Here is a 17,320-nt window from a genome sequence, read left to right as displayed (position 1 = left end):
CCTTTGGTATAAGATTTTGGTTGTTTGGGGGGGGCGGGTGTCCGACGACGGCAAGTCCTCGGGTGGGGCCGCAGGAGAGGGGTTTCCGGCGGCGGATGCCAAGCCCCGCGTTGGTCCTCCGGCGGTAACCTCCCACGGCGTTTTCGTGTTCGCCCGGGCACAAAAAAAGCCCCCGGCTCGCGGAGCCAGGGGCCAAGTCGGAACAGGGAGGTTTCACGTCTGGGAGACGTAGGACACCATCGAAATGGCGCCCCGCGGATCGGGTCACCCCGATCCAATGGCGGCACAAGGGAGGAGGGCCGCCAAACTGAGTGCATGTGCAACGCAACATGCGATGGCTTGTATTTACCCTGCGGCACCCGGGTTCACCATGCGTATTTCCTCATCCGAGCCATGCGGGATGCGCATGTTTCACAGTCCCGACCGTGGGTCTAACACCTTGGTAGGATTGAAAGGACGGAGAATACCCGATCAACAGGCGAAGCCCGAGCTATTCAACTCTGTTATGAGGAAGTCTCGAAACACCGCCACCCGCTTGCTATGACGCATTTCCTCGGCATAGACAAAATACAGGCTGATCACGGGCCCCTGACGATCGGGAAGAACGCGGACAAGGTTGGACGATTCAGAAGAAAAATATTCCGGAAGCGCGGCAATGCCCAAGCCGCTTTCCACCGCCCGGAAAATACCATACAGGTTGTTCAGGCGCAAAACTGCCTTGCGGGGGCGGCCGTCGTCGCGGCCCGCCGACAATAGCCAGTTTATATTGCCCACCGGCGGCTTGAACTCATCGGCGTACATGATCAGGCTGTGGTGATCCAGATCCTCCAGCCGCTCCGGATAGCCGTGGGCTTGCAGGTATTCGGGGGCCGCGAACACATGGTAGGGCATGCTCACCAGCTGGCGCTGGATCAGGTCGGGCTGGCGCGGGGGCATGAAACGCACGGCGACATCCGCCTGGCGCATGGCCAGGTCAAGCTCGGTGTCGTTGAGCGCCAGGGTCACGTCGATATCGGGGTACAGCTCCATGAACCGCCGGATGCGTGGCGTGAGCCAGATCGTGCCAAACGCCAGGGTCGTGGTGATGGTCAGCGGTCCTTCCGGCCGCTCTCGGCTTTCGCCCAGCCGTGCCTCCACCGAGGCCAGCTTGCCGAACACCTCGTGGACGGTTTCAAACAACAGCTCGCCTTGCTCGGTCAGGATAAGCCCCCGGGCATGGCGATGGAACAACGCCGCCTTCAGGCTTTCCTCAAGCGCGCTGATCTGTCGGCTGACCGCCGACTGGCTCAGGTTCAGGTTGTCCCCCGCGTGTGTGAAGCTGCCGGCTTCGGCCACCGCATGAAAGACCCGCAGCTTGTCCCAGTCCATCGTCTCCGCTCGGTTTGACGGGCCGTTCCTGGGGGACCGGAAACGGGCGGGAAGGGATGCTCCCCAGCCGCGCCGTTTTCGATCCCGGTGAAAAGGGGGCCTCGCACCCCCGGGGCGTTTCGGTTCCGCCTGGGGCTTCTAAACCGTCTTGTCGTCGCGCGCGGCCAGGAAACGGCCGGCTTCCAGGGCCGCCATGCAGCCCGTGCCCGCCGCCGTCACCGCCTGGCGGAACACCGGATCTTGCACATCGCCGGCCGCGAACACCCCGGGCCGGCTGGTGGCCGTGCCCTTGGCGGCGGTGATCAGGTAGCCGGACTCGTCGCAGGCCAGCTGTCCCTCGAACAAGCTGGTGTTGGGGCTGTGGCCGATGGCGATGAACACGCCCTCGCACGGTATTTCCTCGGTGGCGCCGGTTTGGGTATCGCGCAGGCGCACCCCGGTAACCCCCGGAGGATCGCCGCCCCCCAGGATTTCGTCGATCACGCGGTTCCAGCGCACGCTTACGTTGGGATGGCGCAGCAGGCGATCTTGCAAGACCTGTTCGGCGCGCAAGGTGTCGCGGCGGTGCACCAGCGTGACGTGGCTCGCGTGCTGGGTCAGGTACAAGGCTTCCTCGACCGCCGTGTTGCCACCGCCCACCACCACCACCGGCTTGCCCCGGAAGAAGAAGCCGTCGCAGGTGGCGCAGGCCGAAACCCCGCGCCCGGAAAAGCGGGCCTCGCTGGGCAGGCCCAGCCAGCGGGCCGAGGCCCCGGTGGCGATGATCAGGGTTTCGCTCACGTAACGGTCGCCGCTGTCGCCCACGCACACGAACGGGGGCCCGGACAGGTCGGCCGACACAATGGCGTCGTCGATCAAGGTGGCGCCCATGGCCCGGGCCTGGCTTTGCATGCGCTCCATCAGCCAGGGGCCTTGAATGGCCTCGTCGAAGCCGGGGTAGTTTTCAACGTCGGTGGTGATCGTCAACTGGCCGCCGGGTTGCAGTCCCGTGACCAGGAGCGGCGCGTGCCCGGCGCGGGCGGCGTAAATCGCCGCCGTGCAGCCGGCCGCTCCCGATCCCAGGATCAAAACGTTGGTGTGATGATCGGCCATGTTGGCGTCGGGCCCCTTTCTTGTGGTCCCGGTTCTTGATCCGGGATTCGTGAAGGATAAAAGGCGGTGGGGCCGCCGGTAAAGCGAAACTCCCCGGTTTTTGGGGACAAGTGGCCGGTGTCTGTCGCCCGGAGCCCCTGACTGGCGCTAAAGTCTTGGGGCATGCTTGGTCAAAAAGGCCGCCACGCCTTCGGGCGTGGGGGCCATGGCCTCGTCGCCCTGGCGCCATCCGGCCGGGCAGACCTCGCCATGGGTGTCGTGGAAAATCAGGGCATCAAGGACGCGCAAGGTTTCGTCCACGTCGCGGCCCAGGCTGGGATCGTTGACCATCTGATGGCGGACAATGCCCGCGCGATCGATCAGGAAGCTGGCGCGCAGCGCGATGCGTTCGTCAAGCAGCACTCCATGGGCGCGCGCGATGGCGTGGGAGAGGTCGGACACCAGCGGAAAATCCACCGGCCCCAGCCCCCCTTCCTCAAGGGGCGTGCGCTTCCACGCCAGATGGGTGAACTGGGAATCCACCGACACCGCCGCCACCTTGCACCCGCGTTCGGTGAAGGCGCCGAGGCGGTTGTTGTGGGCGATGATCTCGGAAGGACAGACAAACGAAAAATCCAGGGGATAAAAAAACAAAAGGCCATAGTCGTCCCCCCGGTGGGCGTGCCAGGAAAACCGGGGGTCGATCTCGTTGTTGCCCAAAACGGCGGGGGCGGTGAAATCGGGGGCGGGCAGGCCCACCAGGCAGCCGGGAACATCCGTCATGGAAGGGCTCCTACGCAATATAACGGGGTGCGAAGGCGAGTCTCGCGTCGTCAAGGCGTGCACGGCACGAGATGGCGTGAACGGTATTTTGGGGGCGGCGGCGGCGGCCTCAAGGGGACGGACCGGCTGGTTTCGCGTCCCGGCGGGCCGGAGGGGGCGCGGCCCAGGTCATGCGGGTGGCGGCGGGTCGGATGGAGGTGCTGGCTTCCGGCGCCAGCACCCGGTTCACCCGCAGGCATTCGTGCGCCTCCAGGGCGGCCGCCAGGGCCGACGAACGCGCCGTGGCCAGGATCTGGAAGGGGGGCGGACTCCCGGCCTGTCCGGCCAGGCGCGCGGCCGGGGCAAGGGCGGGCCCGCGAATCGCCTGGCGCAGCACCGAGGCCAGAACCGGCAGGCGGTCTTCGTCCAGCCCGGCGTCGGGTTCCTCGATGCACAGCAGCCCGGCGCGGATCGGGTCCTTCAGGGCCGCGAGCAGGGCAAGCGCGCGCACGGTGCCGTTGGACACCTGACGCGCGCTCATCACCAGGTGCTCGGTGGTCTCGATATCGAACGAGGTTTCCCCGCTTTCGATCCCGCCGCGCACGCGCACCCCCCGGACCATGGGCACCAGTTGGGCCAAGGTGGTGGACAAGGCCCCCATCACGCCCTCGGGGTGGGGAGGGCTGGCGGTTTCCTCGCGCAGATCGGCCAGCACGGTGGCCAGGTTGCCGGCGTTGACGCGCAAGGTGCGCTCCTCGAACGCATCGTTGCCCCGTCGGGCCGCCACCGGATCGATGTCGAGCAGCCGGATCGACGAGAGCAGGGCGCGCAGGGCGAACAGGTGCGGCTGTTCGGCGGTCATGACCACCGACAAGGCGGTGCGGGCCGCGTTCCACCCCGAAAAGAGCGCCGATCCGCCCGGAGGAAGGCCCAGTTCCTCTTCCCATCCCGGGCCGGCGCCGTGCGCGAGCGGGATGGCTTCCGAGTCGAACGACAGGCCGGGCGGGCTGCTGGGGCGCAGGTACAGGTGCGGGGCGCGGGCATAGGCCACGGTGTCGGAATCGATCCAGGGCGCGCGTTCCTCGTCGCGGGTAAGGGCGCGGCAGCTTTCGGCGCTCACCACGACCTCGCGCGGCTGGCCGCCGGGGTCGCGGTGCTGGGTGAGGGTGACTTCGTAGCGCAGGCGCTGGGCTTCCAGCTCGTAGGGGGTGCCGAAATCGTCGGTCCCGCGCAGGGGCAGCAGCACTTCCACGGCCAGGCAAAGCACGTCGGTCGCGCCGTCGGCCGTGCGCCGGAACAGCTCCTCCGGGCGCCCGCGCAGGCCTCGCATCGCCGCCGGCACGTCGTGGCGGGAAAGCAGGGACAAGAAGCGCAACGCATCAAAAAGATTGGATTTCCCGGCATTGCTCGGGCCAATCATGACCCCGAAGGGCGAAACATCCACGGCGAAGTGTTCGAAGGTTTTGAACCCGTCGATTTCGATGCGCGTCAGCATGGCGTCTCTCCTGGCGCATGAGGTCCGCCTTCCCCTATAAAACGCGCGGCCTTGTGTCCGAACCAGCGGCGCGCCCTACCCTTCCCTGGTTGTCATACTCGATCAATCCACCGGTCGGCTTTCGTCCCCTGGGCCTGGCCTGGCGCGGTGCCGTGGACCGGAACCGGCCCATGCGCTCTCGCATATTGTTTTTGTGGTCGAGGCGTTCGAGGCGAAGGGGGCGTTTTTTGGGGGCCGGCGTGACAGGCCCCCAAAAAACGGCCCCGGTGACGCCTCGGTGTTCCGGGGCGCCCGGTGGAAGAAAGCACGCCGCGCGTCGTTCGCCAAGGCGATGTGCCCCTCCGGCGGGAATTAAGACGCGGGGGCTCCTTGACCCCGGCAGGCGGCGACTCCGGAAGGTGGGCCCTTCTCGCGGGTTGGTTTGCGTGGGGTGGTCTAGACGAGCCGCGTCAGGGCGTCCCGCGCGAAGGGCAGGCCATAGGCCACGCCCAGGGCCGCCGCCCCTACTCCCACCTGGTAAAGGACAAACGGCGCGTAGGTATGGCGGCGCAGCCAGCGGGTCAGGATCTCCAGCGCCGCCCAGCCCCCGGCAAAGGCCACGGCGCCGGCCAGGAGAAACGGCGCGGGCGCCACCGGGGCGCCGTCGGCGATCAGGCGCGCCATGGCCACGCTTCCCACGAGGCCCAGAAGGGGAATCGAGATCAGGGCCGAAAAGCGCAGGGCCGCCCGTCGTTCGCACCCCAGGAAACGCGCGGCCCCAATGGCCAGCGCGCCCCGCCCCGCCCCGGGGAACACCGCGAGGGCGACGACGGCGCCAATGACCAGGGCGTCGGTCCAACTCAGGTGTTCCACGCGCTTGACGGTCATGTTCAGGCTGTCGGCGGCCCAAAGGGCAAGGGCGATGCCCACGCTTGACCAGCCAAGGACCGGAAGGGTCAGCGGGCCCGGGCTCCATCCCAGGGCCGGGGCCGCGACGATCGCGAGGCTCAGCGGCATCGCGCCCAGGACAAGGCACCCCGCCAGGCGCAACGCGGCCTCGACGCGACCGCCCACCGAGCGGCGCCGGCGCATCTTGCGCCATGCCCCGCTGGCGATGGCCCGCACATCGTCGCGGCAGTAAACAAGGACCGCCGCCAGCGTGCCCAGCGAAACCGCGATGTCGAACGCGGGGCCGGGGGTGGGCCAGGACGTGAGGAGGGACGCCAGTGTTCCGTGCGCCGGGGCGCTGAGGGGCAGCAGGACCACCGCCCCTTGAAGGAGGGCGAACACCACAAGGGGAAGGAGAGCCACGTCGTTGACCCGAAAGGTGGAGGGGCGGTGGTCCTTATAGCATCCCCCCCGAAAGCCGCCCAGAGGCACAATACGACAGGATAGCTGACCTTTGCTTTGTGCGGGTGCGTTACCTTGGAACCGCGACAGGGTAGCGCAGGGGGTCATCGCGCGAATATAGTACATATTCGTTTACTATATGCGGAATTACCTTGGTGTTCGTGTGATTCCGTCTTATGAACGGCAGGTTTCCCCTGGCACCCTCGCGTGCCGGGCCCCCTGCCTGTCGCCGCCGGCTTGTTGAGGACGCGGCGTTCGTTTCATAAGGAGACTCGTCGATGGCCCGCCCCATGCTCCAGTTCACGCGGCTGGACCAGAAAACTCCCGCAAAGCGCGACGCCGACATCCGGCGCCGGGATTTCGACGAGATCTACACCGGCTTCACCCCCGAGGCCGCCGGCGATCAGGCGTCGCGCTGCGAACAGTGTGGCATTCCGTTTTGCCATCTTCACTGCCCGTTGCAAAACAATATTCCCGACTGGTTGATGCTGACCGCCACGGGGCGCCTGGAAGAGGCCTATGCCCTGTCGCAGTCGACCAACGCCATGCCCGAGATCTGCGGACGCATCTGCCCGCAAGACCGCCTGTGCGAGGGCTCGTGCGTGCTGGAGCAATCCCGCCACCATTCGGTGACCATCGGCGCCGTGGAGCGCTACATCACCGATACGGCTTGGGAAAAAGGCTGGGTCAAGCCGATCCGCCCGGTGGTCGAGCATAATGCCTCGGTGGGCATCATCGGCGGCGGCCCGGCCGGCCTGGCGGCGGCCGGGCGGCTGCGCGCGGCCGGCTACCAGGTCACGATCTACGACCGCCACGACCGCATGGGCGGCCTTTTGATGTACGGGATTCCCGGGTTCAAGCTGGACAAGGCCGTGGTCCAGCGCCGCCTCGATCACCTGGCCGCCTCGGGGGTCACGTTCCGCCCGGGCTTCGCTGTGGGCAAGGACGCCACCCTGGCCGAGTTGCGCCGCCGCCACGACGCGGTGCTGATCGCGACCGGCGTTTACAAGGCGCGCGCCCTGGGGCTGCCCGGCGCCGATCTGACCGGGGTGGAAAAGGCGCTTGATTACCTGATCACCGCGAATCGCAAGGGCCTGGGCGACAGCGTGCCGGCCTTCGAGGACGGCCGCCTGAACGCCGCTGGCAAGCGGGTGGTGGTGATCGGCGGCGGCGACACCGCCATGGACTGCCTGCGCACCGCGATCCGCCAGGGCGCCACCTCGGTGACCTGCCTGTACCGCCGCGACCGCGCCAACATGCCGGGCTCGCAGCGCGAGGTGGACAACGCCATCGCCGAAGGGGTGACCTTTGAATGGCTGTCGGCGCCCGAGGCCGTGCTGGGCGAGGGCAAGGTCGCGGGCGTGCGCGCGTCGCGGATGTCGCTGGGCATGCCCGACGCGTCGGGCCGCCAGACGCCGCGCCCGGTGCCCGGCAGCACCTTCACGGTTGACGCCGATCTGGTGATCGAGGCCCTGGGCTTCGAGCCCGAGGACCTGCCCACCTTGCTGGGCGACCCCGCCTTGACCGTCGCGCGCAACGGGACCGTGCCCGTTGATGCCGCCACCCAGATGACCGCCCTTGAGGGGGTGTTCGCCGCCGGCGACATCGTCCGGGGGGCGTCCCTGGTTGTGTGGGCCATCCGCGATGGTCATGACGCCGCCGACGGCATCCGCCGTTACCTGGAAAACAAGGCCGCCGGCGTCGCCGTCGCCCGCGCCTCCTGAAGGAGGATATGAAAGAATGTCCGAGCGCATCCTTCCGCCCGCTTCCGCCCCCGCCGCCGAATCCGGTGCCGCCTTTGTCGAGCGCTGGCAGCGCGACGTCGCGCGCCTGACCGCCGCCCATGCCTACAACCCCGCCGACGAGCACGACGCCTGTGGCGTGGGCCTGGTGGCCGCCATCGACGGCACGCCGCGCCGCGCCGTGGTCGAGGCCGGCATTGATGCCTTGAAGGTGTTGTTCCACCGTGGCGCCGTCGATGCCGACGGCAAGACCGGCGACGGCGCGGGCATCCACATCCAGATCCCGCAGGAATTCTTCAAGGAGCACATCCGCCGCACCGCCCACGAGCCCCAGGCGGGCGTGATCGGCGTGGGCATGGTGTTCCTGCCCAAGACCGACCTGGGCGCGCAGGAACTGTGCCGCACCATCGTTGAAAGCGAAATCCTGTCGGGCGGCTACACCATCTATGGGTGGCGCCAGGTGCCGGTGAACACGTCGGTCATCGGCGAGAAGGCCAACGCGACCCGCCCCGAGATCGAACAGATCATGATCGGCAACCCCAAGGGGGTCGATGACGAGGAGTTCGAGCGCGACCTGTTCGTGATCCGCCGGCGCATCGAGCGGCGCGCCCTGGCCGAGCACGTGGCCGAGCTCTACATCTGCTCCTTCTCGTGCCGATCGATCATCTACAAGGGCATGTTCCTGGCCGAGCAGCTGACCAGCTTCTACCCGGATCTGCTGAGCCCGCTGTTTGTCTCGAACTTCGCGATTTACCACCAGCGCTATTCGACCAACACCTTCCCGACCTGGCGCCTGGCCCAGCCCTTCCGCATGCTTGCCCACAACGGCGAGATCAACACGCTGAGCGGCAACGTCAACTGGATGAAGGCCCATGAAACGCGCATGGCCTCGCCGTTGTTCGACAAGCGCATCGAGGATCTGAAGCCCGTGGTCCAGCCCGGGGTGTCGGATTCGGCGGCGCTCGACAACGTGTTCGAGCTGTTGTGCCGGGCCGGCCGGCCGGCGCCGATGGTCAAGGCGATGCTGATCCCGGAAAGCCTGACCCAGAACGCCCTGATGCCCGACCATCACAAGGCGCTGATCAGCTACTGCAACTGCATCATGGAACCCTGGGACGGCCCGGCGGCCATTGCCGCCACGGATGGCCGCTGGGTGGTGGCCGGCATGGACCGCAACGGCCTGCGGCCGATGCGCTACACCCTGACCAAGGACAACCTGCTGATCGTCGGGTCGGAAACCGGCATGGTGCGGGTGCCCGAATCGGATATCGAGCGCAAGGGGCGCCTGGGCCCTGGCGCGATCATCGCCGTGGACCTGGCCGAGGGCCGCTTCTTCGACGACGCCGGCATCAAGGACCTGCTGGCGGGCCGTCAGGACTATGCCCAGTGGGTGGGCCGGATCACCGAGCTGGAATCCCGGCTGCGCACCGATGATCCCGAGCCGGCCACCTTGTCGCCCGAGGATCTGCACCGGCGCCAGATGGCGTTTGGCCAGACCGTGGAAGACATGGAGCTGATCCTTCACCCCATGGTCGCCGATGCCAAGGAAGCCATCGGGTCGATGGGCGACGACGCGCCGCTGGCGGTGCTCTCGACCCAGTACCGGCCGTTGCATCACTTCTTCCGTCAGAACTTCAGCCAGGTGACCAACCCGCCCATCGACCCGTTGCGCGAAACCCGGGTGATGAGCCTGAAGACGCGCCTGGGCAACCTGGGCAACATCCTGGAGGAAAACGAATCCCAGTGCGATCTGCTCCAGCTTGAAAGCCCGGTGCTGACCACGGCCGAATTCGAGGCCATGCGCGCCGACATGGGCGCCTCGGCGGTCGAGGTGGACTGTACCTTCGATCCCAAGGCCGGCCCGTCGGCCTTGCGCGACGCGGTGGCCCGGGTTCAGCGCGACGCCGAGGTGGCGGTGCGCGGCGGCTGCACGCACGTGATCTTGAGCGACATGGCGATCGGTCCCGACCGGGCGGCCATTCCCATGATCCTGGCCGCCGGCGCGGTCCACACCCACCTGATCCGCGAGCAGCTGCGCACCTTCACCTCGTTGAACGTGCGCTGCGCCGAGGTGCTGGATACCCATTACTTCGCGGTGCTGATCGGCGTGGGGGCAACCACCATCAACCCCTGGCTGGCCCAGGAGTCGATCGCCGAGCGTCACCGCCGGGGGCTGTTCGCGCCCGAGATCACCTTGGAAAAGGCGCTGCAGCGCTACAAGAAGGCGGTCAACGAAGGCCTGCTCAAGATCATGAGCAAGATGGGCATCTCGGTGATTTCCAGCTATCGGGGCGGGCGCAATTTCGAGGCCATCGGCCTGTCGCGCTCGCTGGTGGCGGAATACTTCCCGGGGCTGGCCAGCCGCATTTCCGGCCTGGGCCTGGCGGGGATCCAGAAGAAGGTGCTGGAGCAGCACGCCAAGGCGTTTGGCGCGGCCGACGTGGTGCTGCCGGTGGGTGGCTTCTACCGGGTGCGCAAGCAAGGCGGCGAGGCCCACAGCTTCGATGGCGAGCTGATCCACCTGCTGCAAAAGGCGGTGGCCACCGACAGCTACCAGACCTTCAAGGCCTACACGGCGGGCCTGCGCAAGCTGCCGCCGATTAACCTGCGCGACATGCTGGACTTCCGCCTGGGCGCGCGGCCGACCCCGGTCGAGGAACTGGAAAGCATCACGGCGATTCGCCGGCGCTTCGTGACCCCGGCCATGTCGCTGGGCGCCCTGTCGCCCGAGGCGCACGGCACGCTCAACATCGCCATGAACCGCATCGGCGCCAAGTCGGACAGCGGCGAGGGCGGCGAGGATCCCGAGCGCTACAAGCCCGGTCCCAATGGCGACAACGCCAACTCGGCGATCAAGCAGGTGGCCTCGGGGCGCTTTGGCGTGACCGCCGAGTACCTGAACCAGTGCCGCGAGATTGAAATCAAGGTCGCCCAGGGCGCCAAGCCCGGCGAAGGGGGCCAGCTCCCCGGCTTCAAGGTGACGGAGGCGATTGCCCGCCTGCGCCACTCCACGCCGGGCGTGACCCTGATCAGCCCGCCGCCGCACCACGATATCTATTCGATCGAGGACCTGGCGCAGCTGATCTACGACCTGAAGCAGATCAACCCGCGCGCCAAGGTGTGCGTCAAGCTGGTGTCGCGCTCGGGGATTGGCACGATCGCGGCCGGCGTGGCCAAGGCCAACGCCGACGTGATCTTGATCTCGGGCCACAACGGCGGCACGGGTGCCAGCCCGCAGACCTCGATCAAGCACGCGGGCCTGCCTTGGGAAATCGGCCTGGCCGAGGTGCATCAGGTGCTGACCCTCAACCGCCTGCGTCACCGGGTGACCTTGCGTGTTGACGGTGGCATCAAGAGCGCGCGCGACGTGGTCATCGCCGCGATGCTGGGCGCCGAGGAATACGGCGTGGGCACGACCAGCCTGGTGGCCATGGGCTGTCTGATGGTCCGTCAGTGTCACTCCAACACCTGCCCGGTGGGCGTGTGCACCCAAGACGAGGACCTGCGCGCCAAGTTCACGGGCACGGCCGAGAAGGTGGTGAACCTGTTCACCTTCATGGCCGAGGAAGTGAAGGAAATCCTGTGTTCGCTGGGCGTGCGCACGCTCAACGAAATCATCGGCCGCACCGACCTGCTCTATCAGGTCAGCCGTGGCGCCGAGCACCTGGACGACCTGGACCTGAACCCGATCCTGGTTCAGCCGGACACGGGAACGGGCCTCAACATCTGCACCCTGGAAGGGCGCAACGAGGTCCCCGAAACGGTGGATGCCGAGATGATCGCCGACGCCCGTCCGGCCCTGGAGGACGGCGAGAAGATGCAGCTGACCTACATGGTCCGCAACACGCATCGCGCGATCGGGACCAAGCTCAGCCACCGCATCGTCACCCGTTACGGCATGACCGGGCTGGAGCCCGGCCACATCACCGTGCGCCTGCGCGGGTCGTGCGGGCAGTCGCTGGGCGCCTTCGCCGTCCAGGGCCTGAAGCTCGAAGTGTTCGGCGACGCCAACGACTACGTGGGCAAGGGTCTGTCGGGGGGCACGATCGTGGTCCGTCCGGCGGTGTCGAGCCCGCTGCGCACCAACGAGAACACCATCATCGGCAACACCGTGCTGTACGGCGCGACCAGCGGTTTCCTGTTCGCGGCCGGCCAGGCGGGTGAACGCTTCGCGGTGCGGAACTCCGGGGCGCAGGTGGTGGTCGAGGGCTGCGGGTCGAATGGCTGCGAGTACATGACCAACGGCGTGGCCGTCATCCTGGGCCCGGTGGGCGCCAACTTCGGGGCCGGCATGACCGGCGGCATGGCCTTCATCTACGACCCCGAGGGAACCTTCCCGCTGCGGGTGAACCCGGATTCGGTGATCTGGCAGCGTGTCGAGGTCGCGCACTACGAGGCGCTGCTGAAGGGCCTGGTGGAGCGCCACGTCGTTGAAACCCAGTCCAAGTACGCCGAGCACCTGCTGGTGGACTGGTCGCGCGAACTGGGTCACTTCTGGCAGGTGGTGCCCAAGGAAATGCTGAACCGCCTGCCGGTGCCGGTGAGCGCGGCGCAGCCGGCCGCCGCCGAGTAGTCCTTGCATCCCCGGGGAGGCCGATGGTCTCCCCGGTTTTTTGTGCGGTCCTGGTCGGGGGGCGGGGCGACCTGGCGCTCTTGCGTCTCTTGTGGCCAGGATCCGGTTCGATTGTCCTTGGGGCCCGGGGGGGCCTGGGGACCGTATGCGAGTCGGGTCATGGATTTTTTGTACGACGCCGCCGGGCCCGGGCACCATGTGCCCTCCTATTACACGGCCACGGCCACGCCTCTTCCCTCGTTTCCCATTCTTGAAGGCACCGTGAAGGCCGACGTGTGCGTGGTGGGCGGCGGCTACACCGGGCTTTCGGCCGCGCTGCATCTGGCCCGGCAAGGGCGCGACGTGGTGCTCTTGGACGCGCATCGGGTCGGCTGGGGGGCCTCGGGGCGCAACGGCGGGCAGGTGGGTTCGGGCCAGCGGGTGGCGCAAGACGTGCTGGCCGGCCTGGTGGGCTCCGACGATGCACAGGCCCTTTGGGCGATGGGGGAAGATGCCAAGGCGCTGGTGCGCGCGCTGATCGACACCCATGGCATTGCCTGCGACTACCGGCCGGGGGTGTTGCATGCCGACCACCGGGCGCGCTTTGTCCCCCATACCCGGGCCCAGGTCGAGCTGCTGAACACGACCTATGGGTATTCGCGCATCCGGTTCGTGGACAAGGCCGAAATCCGCGTGATGCTGGGCTCGCCGGCCTATCATGGCGGCGCCCTGGACGAAGGGGCGGGGCACCTTCACCCGCTGAACTTCGCGCTGGGGCTGGCCCGCGCCGCCGCCGAGGCGGGTGTACGGATCTTCGAGCGCTCGCGGGTCGAGGCGCTGGCGCCGGGGCATCCGGCTTGCGTGCGCGTTCGGGGGGGCGAGGTTCGGGCCGATCACGTGATCCTGGCCGCCAACGGCTACCTGGGGCGGCTCAGCCGGCCGGTGGCGGCGCGGGTGATGCCGATCAACGGCTACATGGTGGCGACCGAACCCCTGGGCGAGCCCCGGGCACGGGCCTTGATCCGGGATAACGTGGCGGTGGCCGACTCCCGGTTCGTGGTCAATTACTTCCGGCTGTCGGCCGATCACCGGCTTTTGTTCGGGGGGGGCGAGTGCTACGGCTACGCCCCGCCTCGCGACATCCCGGCCTTCGTGCGCCCGATCTTGCTTTCGATTTTCCCGCAGCTGGCCAGCGTGGCCCTGGACTATGGGTGGGGGGGCACCCTGGGGATTACCCGCTCGCGCCTGCCCCACGTGGCCCGGGTCGCGCCGGGGGTGGTGTCGGTGTCGGGCTTTTCCGGCCATGGGGTGGCGCTGGCAACCCTGTGTGGCGCCATCGTGGCCGAGGCCCTGGGCGGGCGTGCTACCCGGTTCGATCTGCTGGAACGCCTGCCAACCCCGCCCTTCCCCGGGGGCATTCTCAGCCGGCGGCCGCTGCTGGCGCTCGCCATGCTGTGGTTTGCGCTGCGCGACCGGTTTTAGGGCTTCAGGGAAAAGGGGACACCGCTTTTCCCGAAAAGACAAAATCAGATCAAGGGATCCAGAGTCTGCCCGCTTCGGGTGGAAACGGAAGGGAGTCCGGATTTCTCTCAACTCATCCGCTTTGCCTCATGGAAAATCACCGTGAAATCACGGGCAAGACAATGATGGGATCCCATGCCTATAACCCGTGGTGAAAGACGGAAATAGAAAATAACGGGTGCAAAGGGTTCGTCCAAATAATTTTACTTGAGGCTTCGAATCACCGGGAGTTAGACTCGCGTGCCCAACGTGGGGGGGACACCCCGAAAGGTTCCGGGCTTTCCCGTTGAATCGGGCAGCGGATTGTGTCCGGCGCGGCCGAATAACACGATACGCGAACAACACGATACGAAACTCTTGTGGGTCGAGTGGCGAAAGGCGCATTGGGGGTCGGTTCCGACCCGTTGACCACCACCATCGTGTCGACCCGCCATCCCTTCTTGCGGAGAGAGCCATGGTTACCCCTTTCGCGGTGGATCTTCGGAACCGTTTGGACGCCCTTGGAATCGATGGGGCCGCGCGGGAGATGCTGCGGGAATGCCGCCCGGTCCTTGAAAAGCAGATCGACGACATCATCCGCAAAGGGTATGCCGCGATTCTGGCGGTGCCCGAGGGCAAAAGCGCCTATGCAAATGCCAACATGGATGAAGTCTATAAAACGCAGAAAAACTATTGGCTTAATGATGTCCTTTCAGATGTCTTCAATGAAGAACGGATTGAAAACTCGGCCCGGATTTTCGTGCTCAGGCAGCAGCAAGGTTTCGCGCTTCGTTGGTATTTTGCCCTTCAGACAAGTATTCTCCAAAATTGCATCGCGGCCCTGATCGTGCATTTCCGGCGCGACAAGGACAAGCTGCGCCGGGCCATTGACGCGCTCACCCGCACCGTGATGTTCCAGCTTGAGGTGGCATCGTCGTCGTATCTGCATGCCACGCAAGAACAGGCGTCGCAGGCTCTCGACACGGCGGCTCACGAGTTCGAGCAGCAGGTTTCGGGGATCGTGCACGAGGTATCGCGGTCGGTGGGGACGGTTTCGGCGGCGGCGGTGTCGATGGCCGATGTCGCCAACCAGTCGGCGCGCGAGGCCGGCAGCGCGGCCGCGTCGGCCACCCAGACCAGCGATAACATCAGCACGGTGGCGGCCGCGACCGAGGAACTGACCAGCTCGATCCAGGAAATTTCCACGCAGGTGGTCCGGGCCACGACCATCACGGAATCGGCGGTCAATGAAGCCGATGGCACCAACCAGCTGGTCCAGGGCCTGGCGGAGGCGGTGGGCAAGATCGGCGACGTGGTACGCCTGATCAACGACATCGCCTCGCAGACCAACCTGCTGGCCTTGAACGCCACGATCGAGGCCGCGCGCGCGGGCGAGGCGGGCAAGGGCTTTGCCGTGGTGGCGGGCGAGGTCAAGCACCTGGCGAACCAGACGTCGCGCGCGACCGACGAAATTTCCTCGCAGATCGGCGCGGTGCAAGGCGCCACCCAGGAAGCGGTGGCCGCGATCCAGAAAATCGGCGCGACGATTGGCAACATCAACCAGATTTCGGTGGCGCTGGCTTCGGCGGTCGAGGAGCAGCGGGCGGCAACGCGCGAGATCGCCCGCAACGTGGACGAAGCCGCGCGGGCCGGTCAGGTGGTCAGCGCCACCATTGGCGCGGTCAGCACCCTGGCCGGCAAGACCGACACCACGGCGCGCGATCTGTCGGGAACGGTGGAAACGCTGTCGCAGCAAACCAGCACGTTGTCCCGCCAGGTCGACCAGTTCCTGTCCCGAATCCGGGCGGGATGAGCGCGAGGAGGGAAGGGGGCGTGGCGCGACAGGCCGCGTGCCGGCGCCCTTCCCTTTGAAGCACGACCGAAAAAACAAAAGGCCCCGCAACGGGGCCTTCGGTCTTCAAGAAATGGTGCGTCCGGCGGGATTCGAACCCACGACCTTTGGCTTCGGAGGCCAACGCTCTATCCAGCTGAGCTACGGGCGCATGAGGAAGGGAGGCGACCATAGCGTACCGGAATCGGTCCGCCAAGAAAAAAATGGAGGCCAGGCACGCGGTCGCGCGAGCGGGCTTCGCGCTGGTGGAAATGGCGCTGGTGGTGGCGTTGGTTGGGGGGGCCGCGTGGGGTCTTCTGGCCGTGCTGGGGCCGGTTCGCCAGCGCGACAAGGAGGCCGGCACCCAGGTCCGGATCGTCCAGGTGGCCAACGCCCTGGCCGCCGCCGCCCGGCTGCACGGCGCCCTGCCCTGCCCCGAGGGGCAAGGAGACGGCGTGCGTGAGTCCGGTCCGTGTCGCGGAACGGAGGGCGCCGTGCCCTGGCTGGCCCTGGGATTGGCGCCCGAGGCGGCGCAAGATGCCTGGAACCGGCCCCTTGCCTACCGGGTCAGCCCCCAGGCGACGGCCGCCGGCGCCCTTTCCTGCACCGGGACCCTGCCCGAGGCAACGATTGCCGTGGTGGGTTCGGACCTCGAAACACCCCAGGCGGCGTTGTTCGCGGTGGCGTCGTCCGGGGCCGGCAACCGGCTTGTCGGCGCAGGAGGGGTGTCGCGCCTGTCCGCCGCGCCCCTGGCCGCGAACCCGACCGGAGTCGTTGCGTTCGATGGCCGGGTCCTGGCCTGGAGCCCCGAACGGGTTCGTCTGGCCATGGGGTGCACGCCCGGCCCCCCGCAGTCCCTGGACGTGCCTCTCGACGTTCCGGTCACGGCGTCGGGCCTGATGGCGCAAACGCCCCTGGTGTGGACGCCTCGGGGGGGGGGCGGGCGGGTGCTCGATAGCGGCAGCACCCGCCTGGTCCTGGCCAGTGGCGCGGTGCTGGAAGCCCAGGGGGGAACCCTTGCGGTGGCGTCCGATGACTCGGGGCTGGGGGTGTGGTCGGGACTGGCGGCCCAAACCGGCCGCGGCATGGGAACAGAGACCGCGGCCGATCTGGCCACCGACGCCGATGGGCATCAGCGAACCTTGAGCATCGAATGGGCAAGGGCGGTGACACAGGTCCACGTCGTCCTGGTGGGCCTTGTTCGGGAAAAGCGGGCTCCCTTCGCGTGGCGTCAGGCCCGGGGCGAAGGAGACGCGCGGTGTCTGGAGGCTCCCGCCGCTGACCGCTCCTGTCCGGTGGACTGGATCGAGGGCGTGCGCTTGCAAGCGTGGTCGGGCGACGACCAAATCGGAGAAACCGTCTTGCAGGCTTGTCCGGATGGCGACGCCAACGCCAAGTCCGTTTTCGAGCCCCTGGGGTTTGGTGGGGTCTCGTTTACCCGGGTGCGTCTGATCGCGGAACCCGTGAGGGATGCCAGCGGAGCAGCCCTCGGGGGGGAATCCAGCGTGGTACGGCTGGCGGGATTGACGGCGTCGCGTGAGGCGGAAGCCCCGGCCGCCCTGGATCTGGCGCTGGGGTGTGGTGAGCGCCCGTAAGCGGGGGCCTGTCGGGCTTGGTTGGGTTTTCGGGTGCGGTGCGCCCGTCGGGCTCGCGCTCGAACCCTGCCCGGG

10 protein-coding genes and 1 tRNA gene are annotated in these 17,320 nt (G+C 67.3%); 5 read left to right on the top strand and 6 right to left on the bottom strand.

What is annotated here, in order from left to right; genetic code table 11:
- Positions 1 to 471: 471 nt before the first annotated feature.
- The 5 genes from ROR02_RS12955 to ROR02_RS12935 form a co-directional block, all read right to left on the bottom strand.
- Positions 472 to 1,368 carry a LysR family transcriptional regulator gene (locus ROR02_RS12955; RefSeq protein WP_147164465.1) on the bottom strand — a complete coding sequence of 299 codons (897 nt, stop codon included), beginning with the start codon at positions 1,366 to 1,368 and terminating at the stop codon, positions 472 to 474.
- A 138-nt stretch (positions 1,369 to 1,506) separates the two neighbouring features.
- Positions 1,507 to 2,460, bottom strand: a complete 954-nt coding sequence (gene trxB, locus ROR02_RS12950; RefSeq protein ID WP_147164464.1) for a thioredoxin-disulfide reductase — start codon at positions 2,458 to 2,460, stop codon at positions 1,507 to 1,509.
- Positions 2,461 to 2,607: 147 nt separating this feature from the next.
- Positions 2,608 to 3,222: a peroxiredoxin gene (locus ROR02_RS12945; protein ID WP_147164463.1), complete on the bottom strand. Its 615-nt coding sequence runs from the start codon at positions 3,220 to 3,222 to the stop codon at positions 2,608 to 2,610.
- 109 nt (positions 3,223 to 3,331) lie between these two features.
- Positions 3,332 to 4,696 (bottom strand): AAA family ATPase, encoded by a 1,365-nt coding sequence (locus tag ROR02_RS12940; RefSeq protein WP_147164462.1) that lies wholly within the window; start codon positions 4,694 to 4,696, stop codon positions 3,332 to 3,334.
- 435 nt (positions 4,697 to 5,131) lie between these two features.
- Positions 5,132 to 5,986, bottom strand: coding sequence for an undecaprenyl-diphosphate phosphatase (locus ROR02_RS12935; RefSeq protein ID WP_170245110.1), 855 nt, complete (start codon positions 5,984 to 5,986; stop codon positions 5,132 to 5,134).
- Positions 5,987 to 6,303: 317 nt separating this feature from the next.
- Between ROR02_RS12935 and ROR02_RS12930 the strand changes: the two genes are divergently transcribed.
- From ROR02_RS12930 to ROR02_RS12915, 4 genes are all read left to right on the top strand, one after another.
- The gene (locus ROR02_RS12930; RefSeq protein WP_147164460.1) at positions 6,304 to 7,749 is read left to right on the top strand and encodes an NAD(P)-dependent oxidoreductase; all 1,446 of its coding nucleotides are present in this window, start codon (positions 6,304 to 6,306) and stop codon (positions 7,747 to 7,749) included.
- A 16-nt stretch (positions 7,750 to 7,765) separates the two neighbouring features.
- Positions 7,766 to 12,340, top strand: a complete 4,575-nt coding sequence (gene gltB / locus ROR02_RS12925; protein ID WP_147164459.1) for a glutamate synthase large subunit — start codon at positions 7,766 to 7,768, stop codon at positions 12,338 to 12,340.
- A 159-nt stretch (positions 12,341 to 12,499) separates the two neighbouring features.
- Positions 12,500 to 13,801 carry an NAD(P)/FAD-dependent oxidoreductase gene (locus ROR02_RS12920; RefSeq protein WP_147164458.1) on the top strand — a complete coding sequence of 434 codons (1,302 nt, stop codon included), beginning with the start codon at positions 12,500 to 12,502 and terminating at the stop codon, positions 13,799 to 13,801.
- A gap of 493 nt (positions 13,802 to 14,294) precedes the next feature.
- Positions 14,295 to 15,632 carry a globin-coupled sensor protein gene (locus ROR02_RS12915; protein ID WP_147164457.1) on the top strand — a complete coding sequence of 446 codons (1,338 nt, stop codon included), beginning with the start codon at positions 14,295 to 14,297 and terminating at the stop codon, positions 15,630 to 15,632.
- Between the two features lie 113 nt (positions 15,633 to 15,745).
- Here the strand turns inward: ROR02_RS12915 and ROR02_RS12910 are convergent.
- A tRNA-Arg gene (locus ROR02_RS12910) sits at positions 15,746 to 15,822 on the bottom strand.
- 52 nt (positions 15,823 to 15,874) lie between these two features.
- Here ROR02_RS12910 and ROR02_RS12905 point away from each other — a divergent pair.
- Positions 15,875 to 17,245: a type II secretion system protein gene (locus ROR02_RS12905; protein ID WP_147164456.1), complete on the top strand. Its 1,371-nt coding sequence runs from the start codon at positions 15,875 to 15,877 to the stop codon at positions 17,243 to 17,245.
- Positions 17,246 to 17,320: the final 75 nt, after the last annotated feature.

Origin of the sequence: Pararhodospirillum oryzae (assembly GCF_007992075.1) — a bacterium.
Taxonomy (GTDB): Bacteria; Pseudomonadota; Alphaproteobacteria; order Rhodospirillales; family Rhodospirillaceae; genus Pararhodospirillum; species Pararhodospirillum oryzae.
Note: the sequence above shows the minus strand (reverse complement) of the source record. Positions and strands in the feature narration are given on the sequence as shown.

Bases quoted from the DNA above. Each gene is read 5' to 3' on its own strand.
- ROR02_RS12955 (WP_147164465.1), bottom strand. From the start codon at position 1,368: ATGGACTGGGACAAGCTGCGGGTCTTTCATGCGGTGGCCGAAGCCGGC.
- trxB (WP_147164464.1), bottom strand. From the start codon at position 2,460: ATGGCCGATCATCACACCAACGTTTTGATCCTGGGATCGGGAGCGGCC.
- ROR02_RS12945 (WP_147164463.1), bottom strand. From the start codon at position 3,222: ATGACGGATGTTCCCGGCTGCCTGGTGGGCCTGCCCGCCCCCGATTTC.
- ROR02_RS12940 (WP_147164462.1), bottom strand. From the start codon at position 4,696: ATGCTGACGCGCATCGAAATCGACGGGTTCAAAACCTTCGAACACTTC.
- ROR02_RS12930 (WP_147164460.1), top strand. From the start codon at position 6,304: ATGGCCCGCCCCATGCTCCAGTTCACGCGGCTGGACCAGAAAACTCCC.
- gltB (WP_147164459.1), top strand. From the start codon at position 7,766: ATGTCCGAGCGCATCCTTCCGCCCGCTTCCGCCCCCGCCGCCGAATCC.
- ROR02_RS12920 (WP_147164458.1), top strand. From the start codon at position 12,500: ATGGATTTTTTGTACGACGCCGCCGGGCCCGGGCACCATGTGCCCTCC.
- ROR02_RS12915 (WP_147164457.1), top strand. From the start codon at position 14,295: ATGGTTACCCCTTTCGCGGTGGATCTTCGGAACCGTTTGGACGCCCTT.
- ROR02_RS12905 (WP_147164456.1), top strand. From the start codon at position 15,875: ATGGAGGCCAGGCACGCGGTCGCGCGAGCGGGCTTCGCGCTGGTGGAA.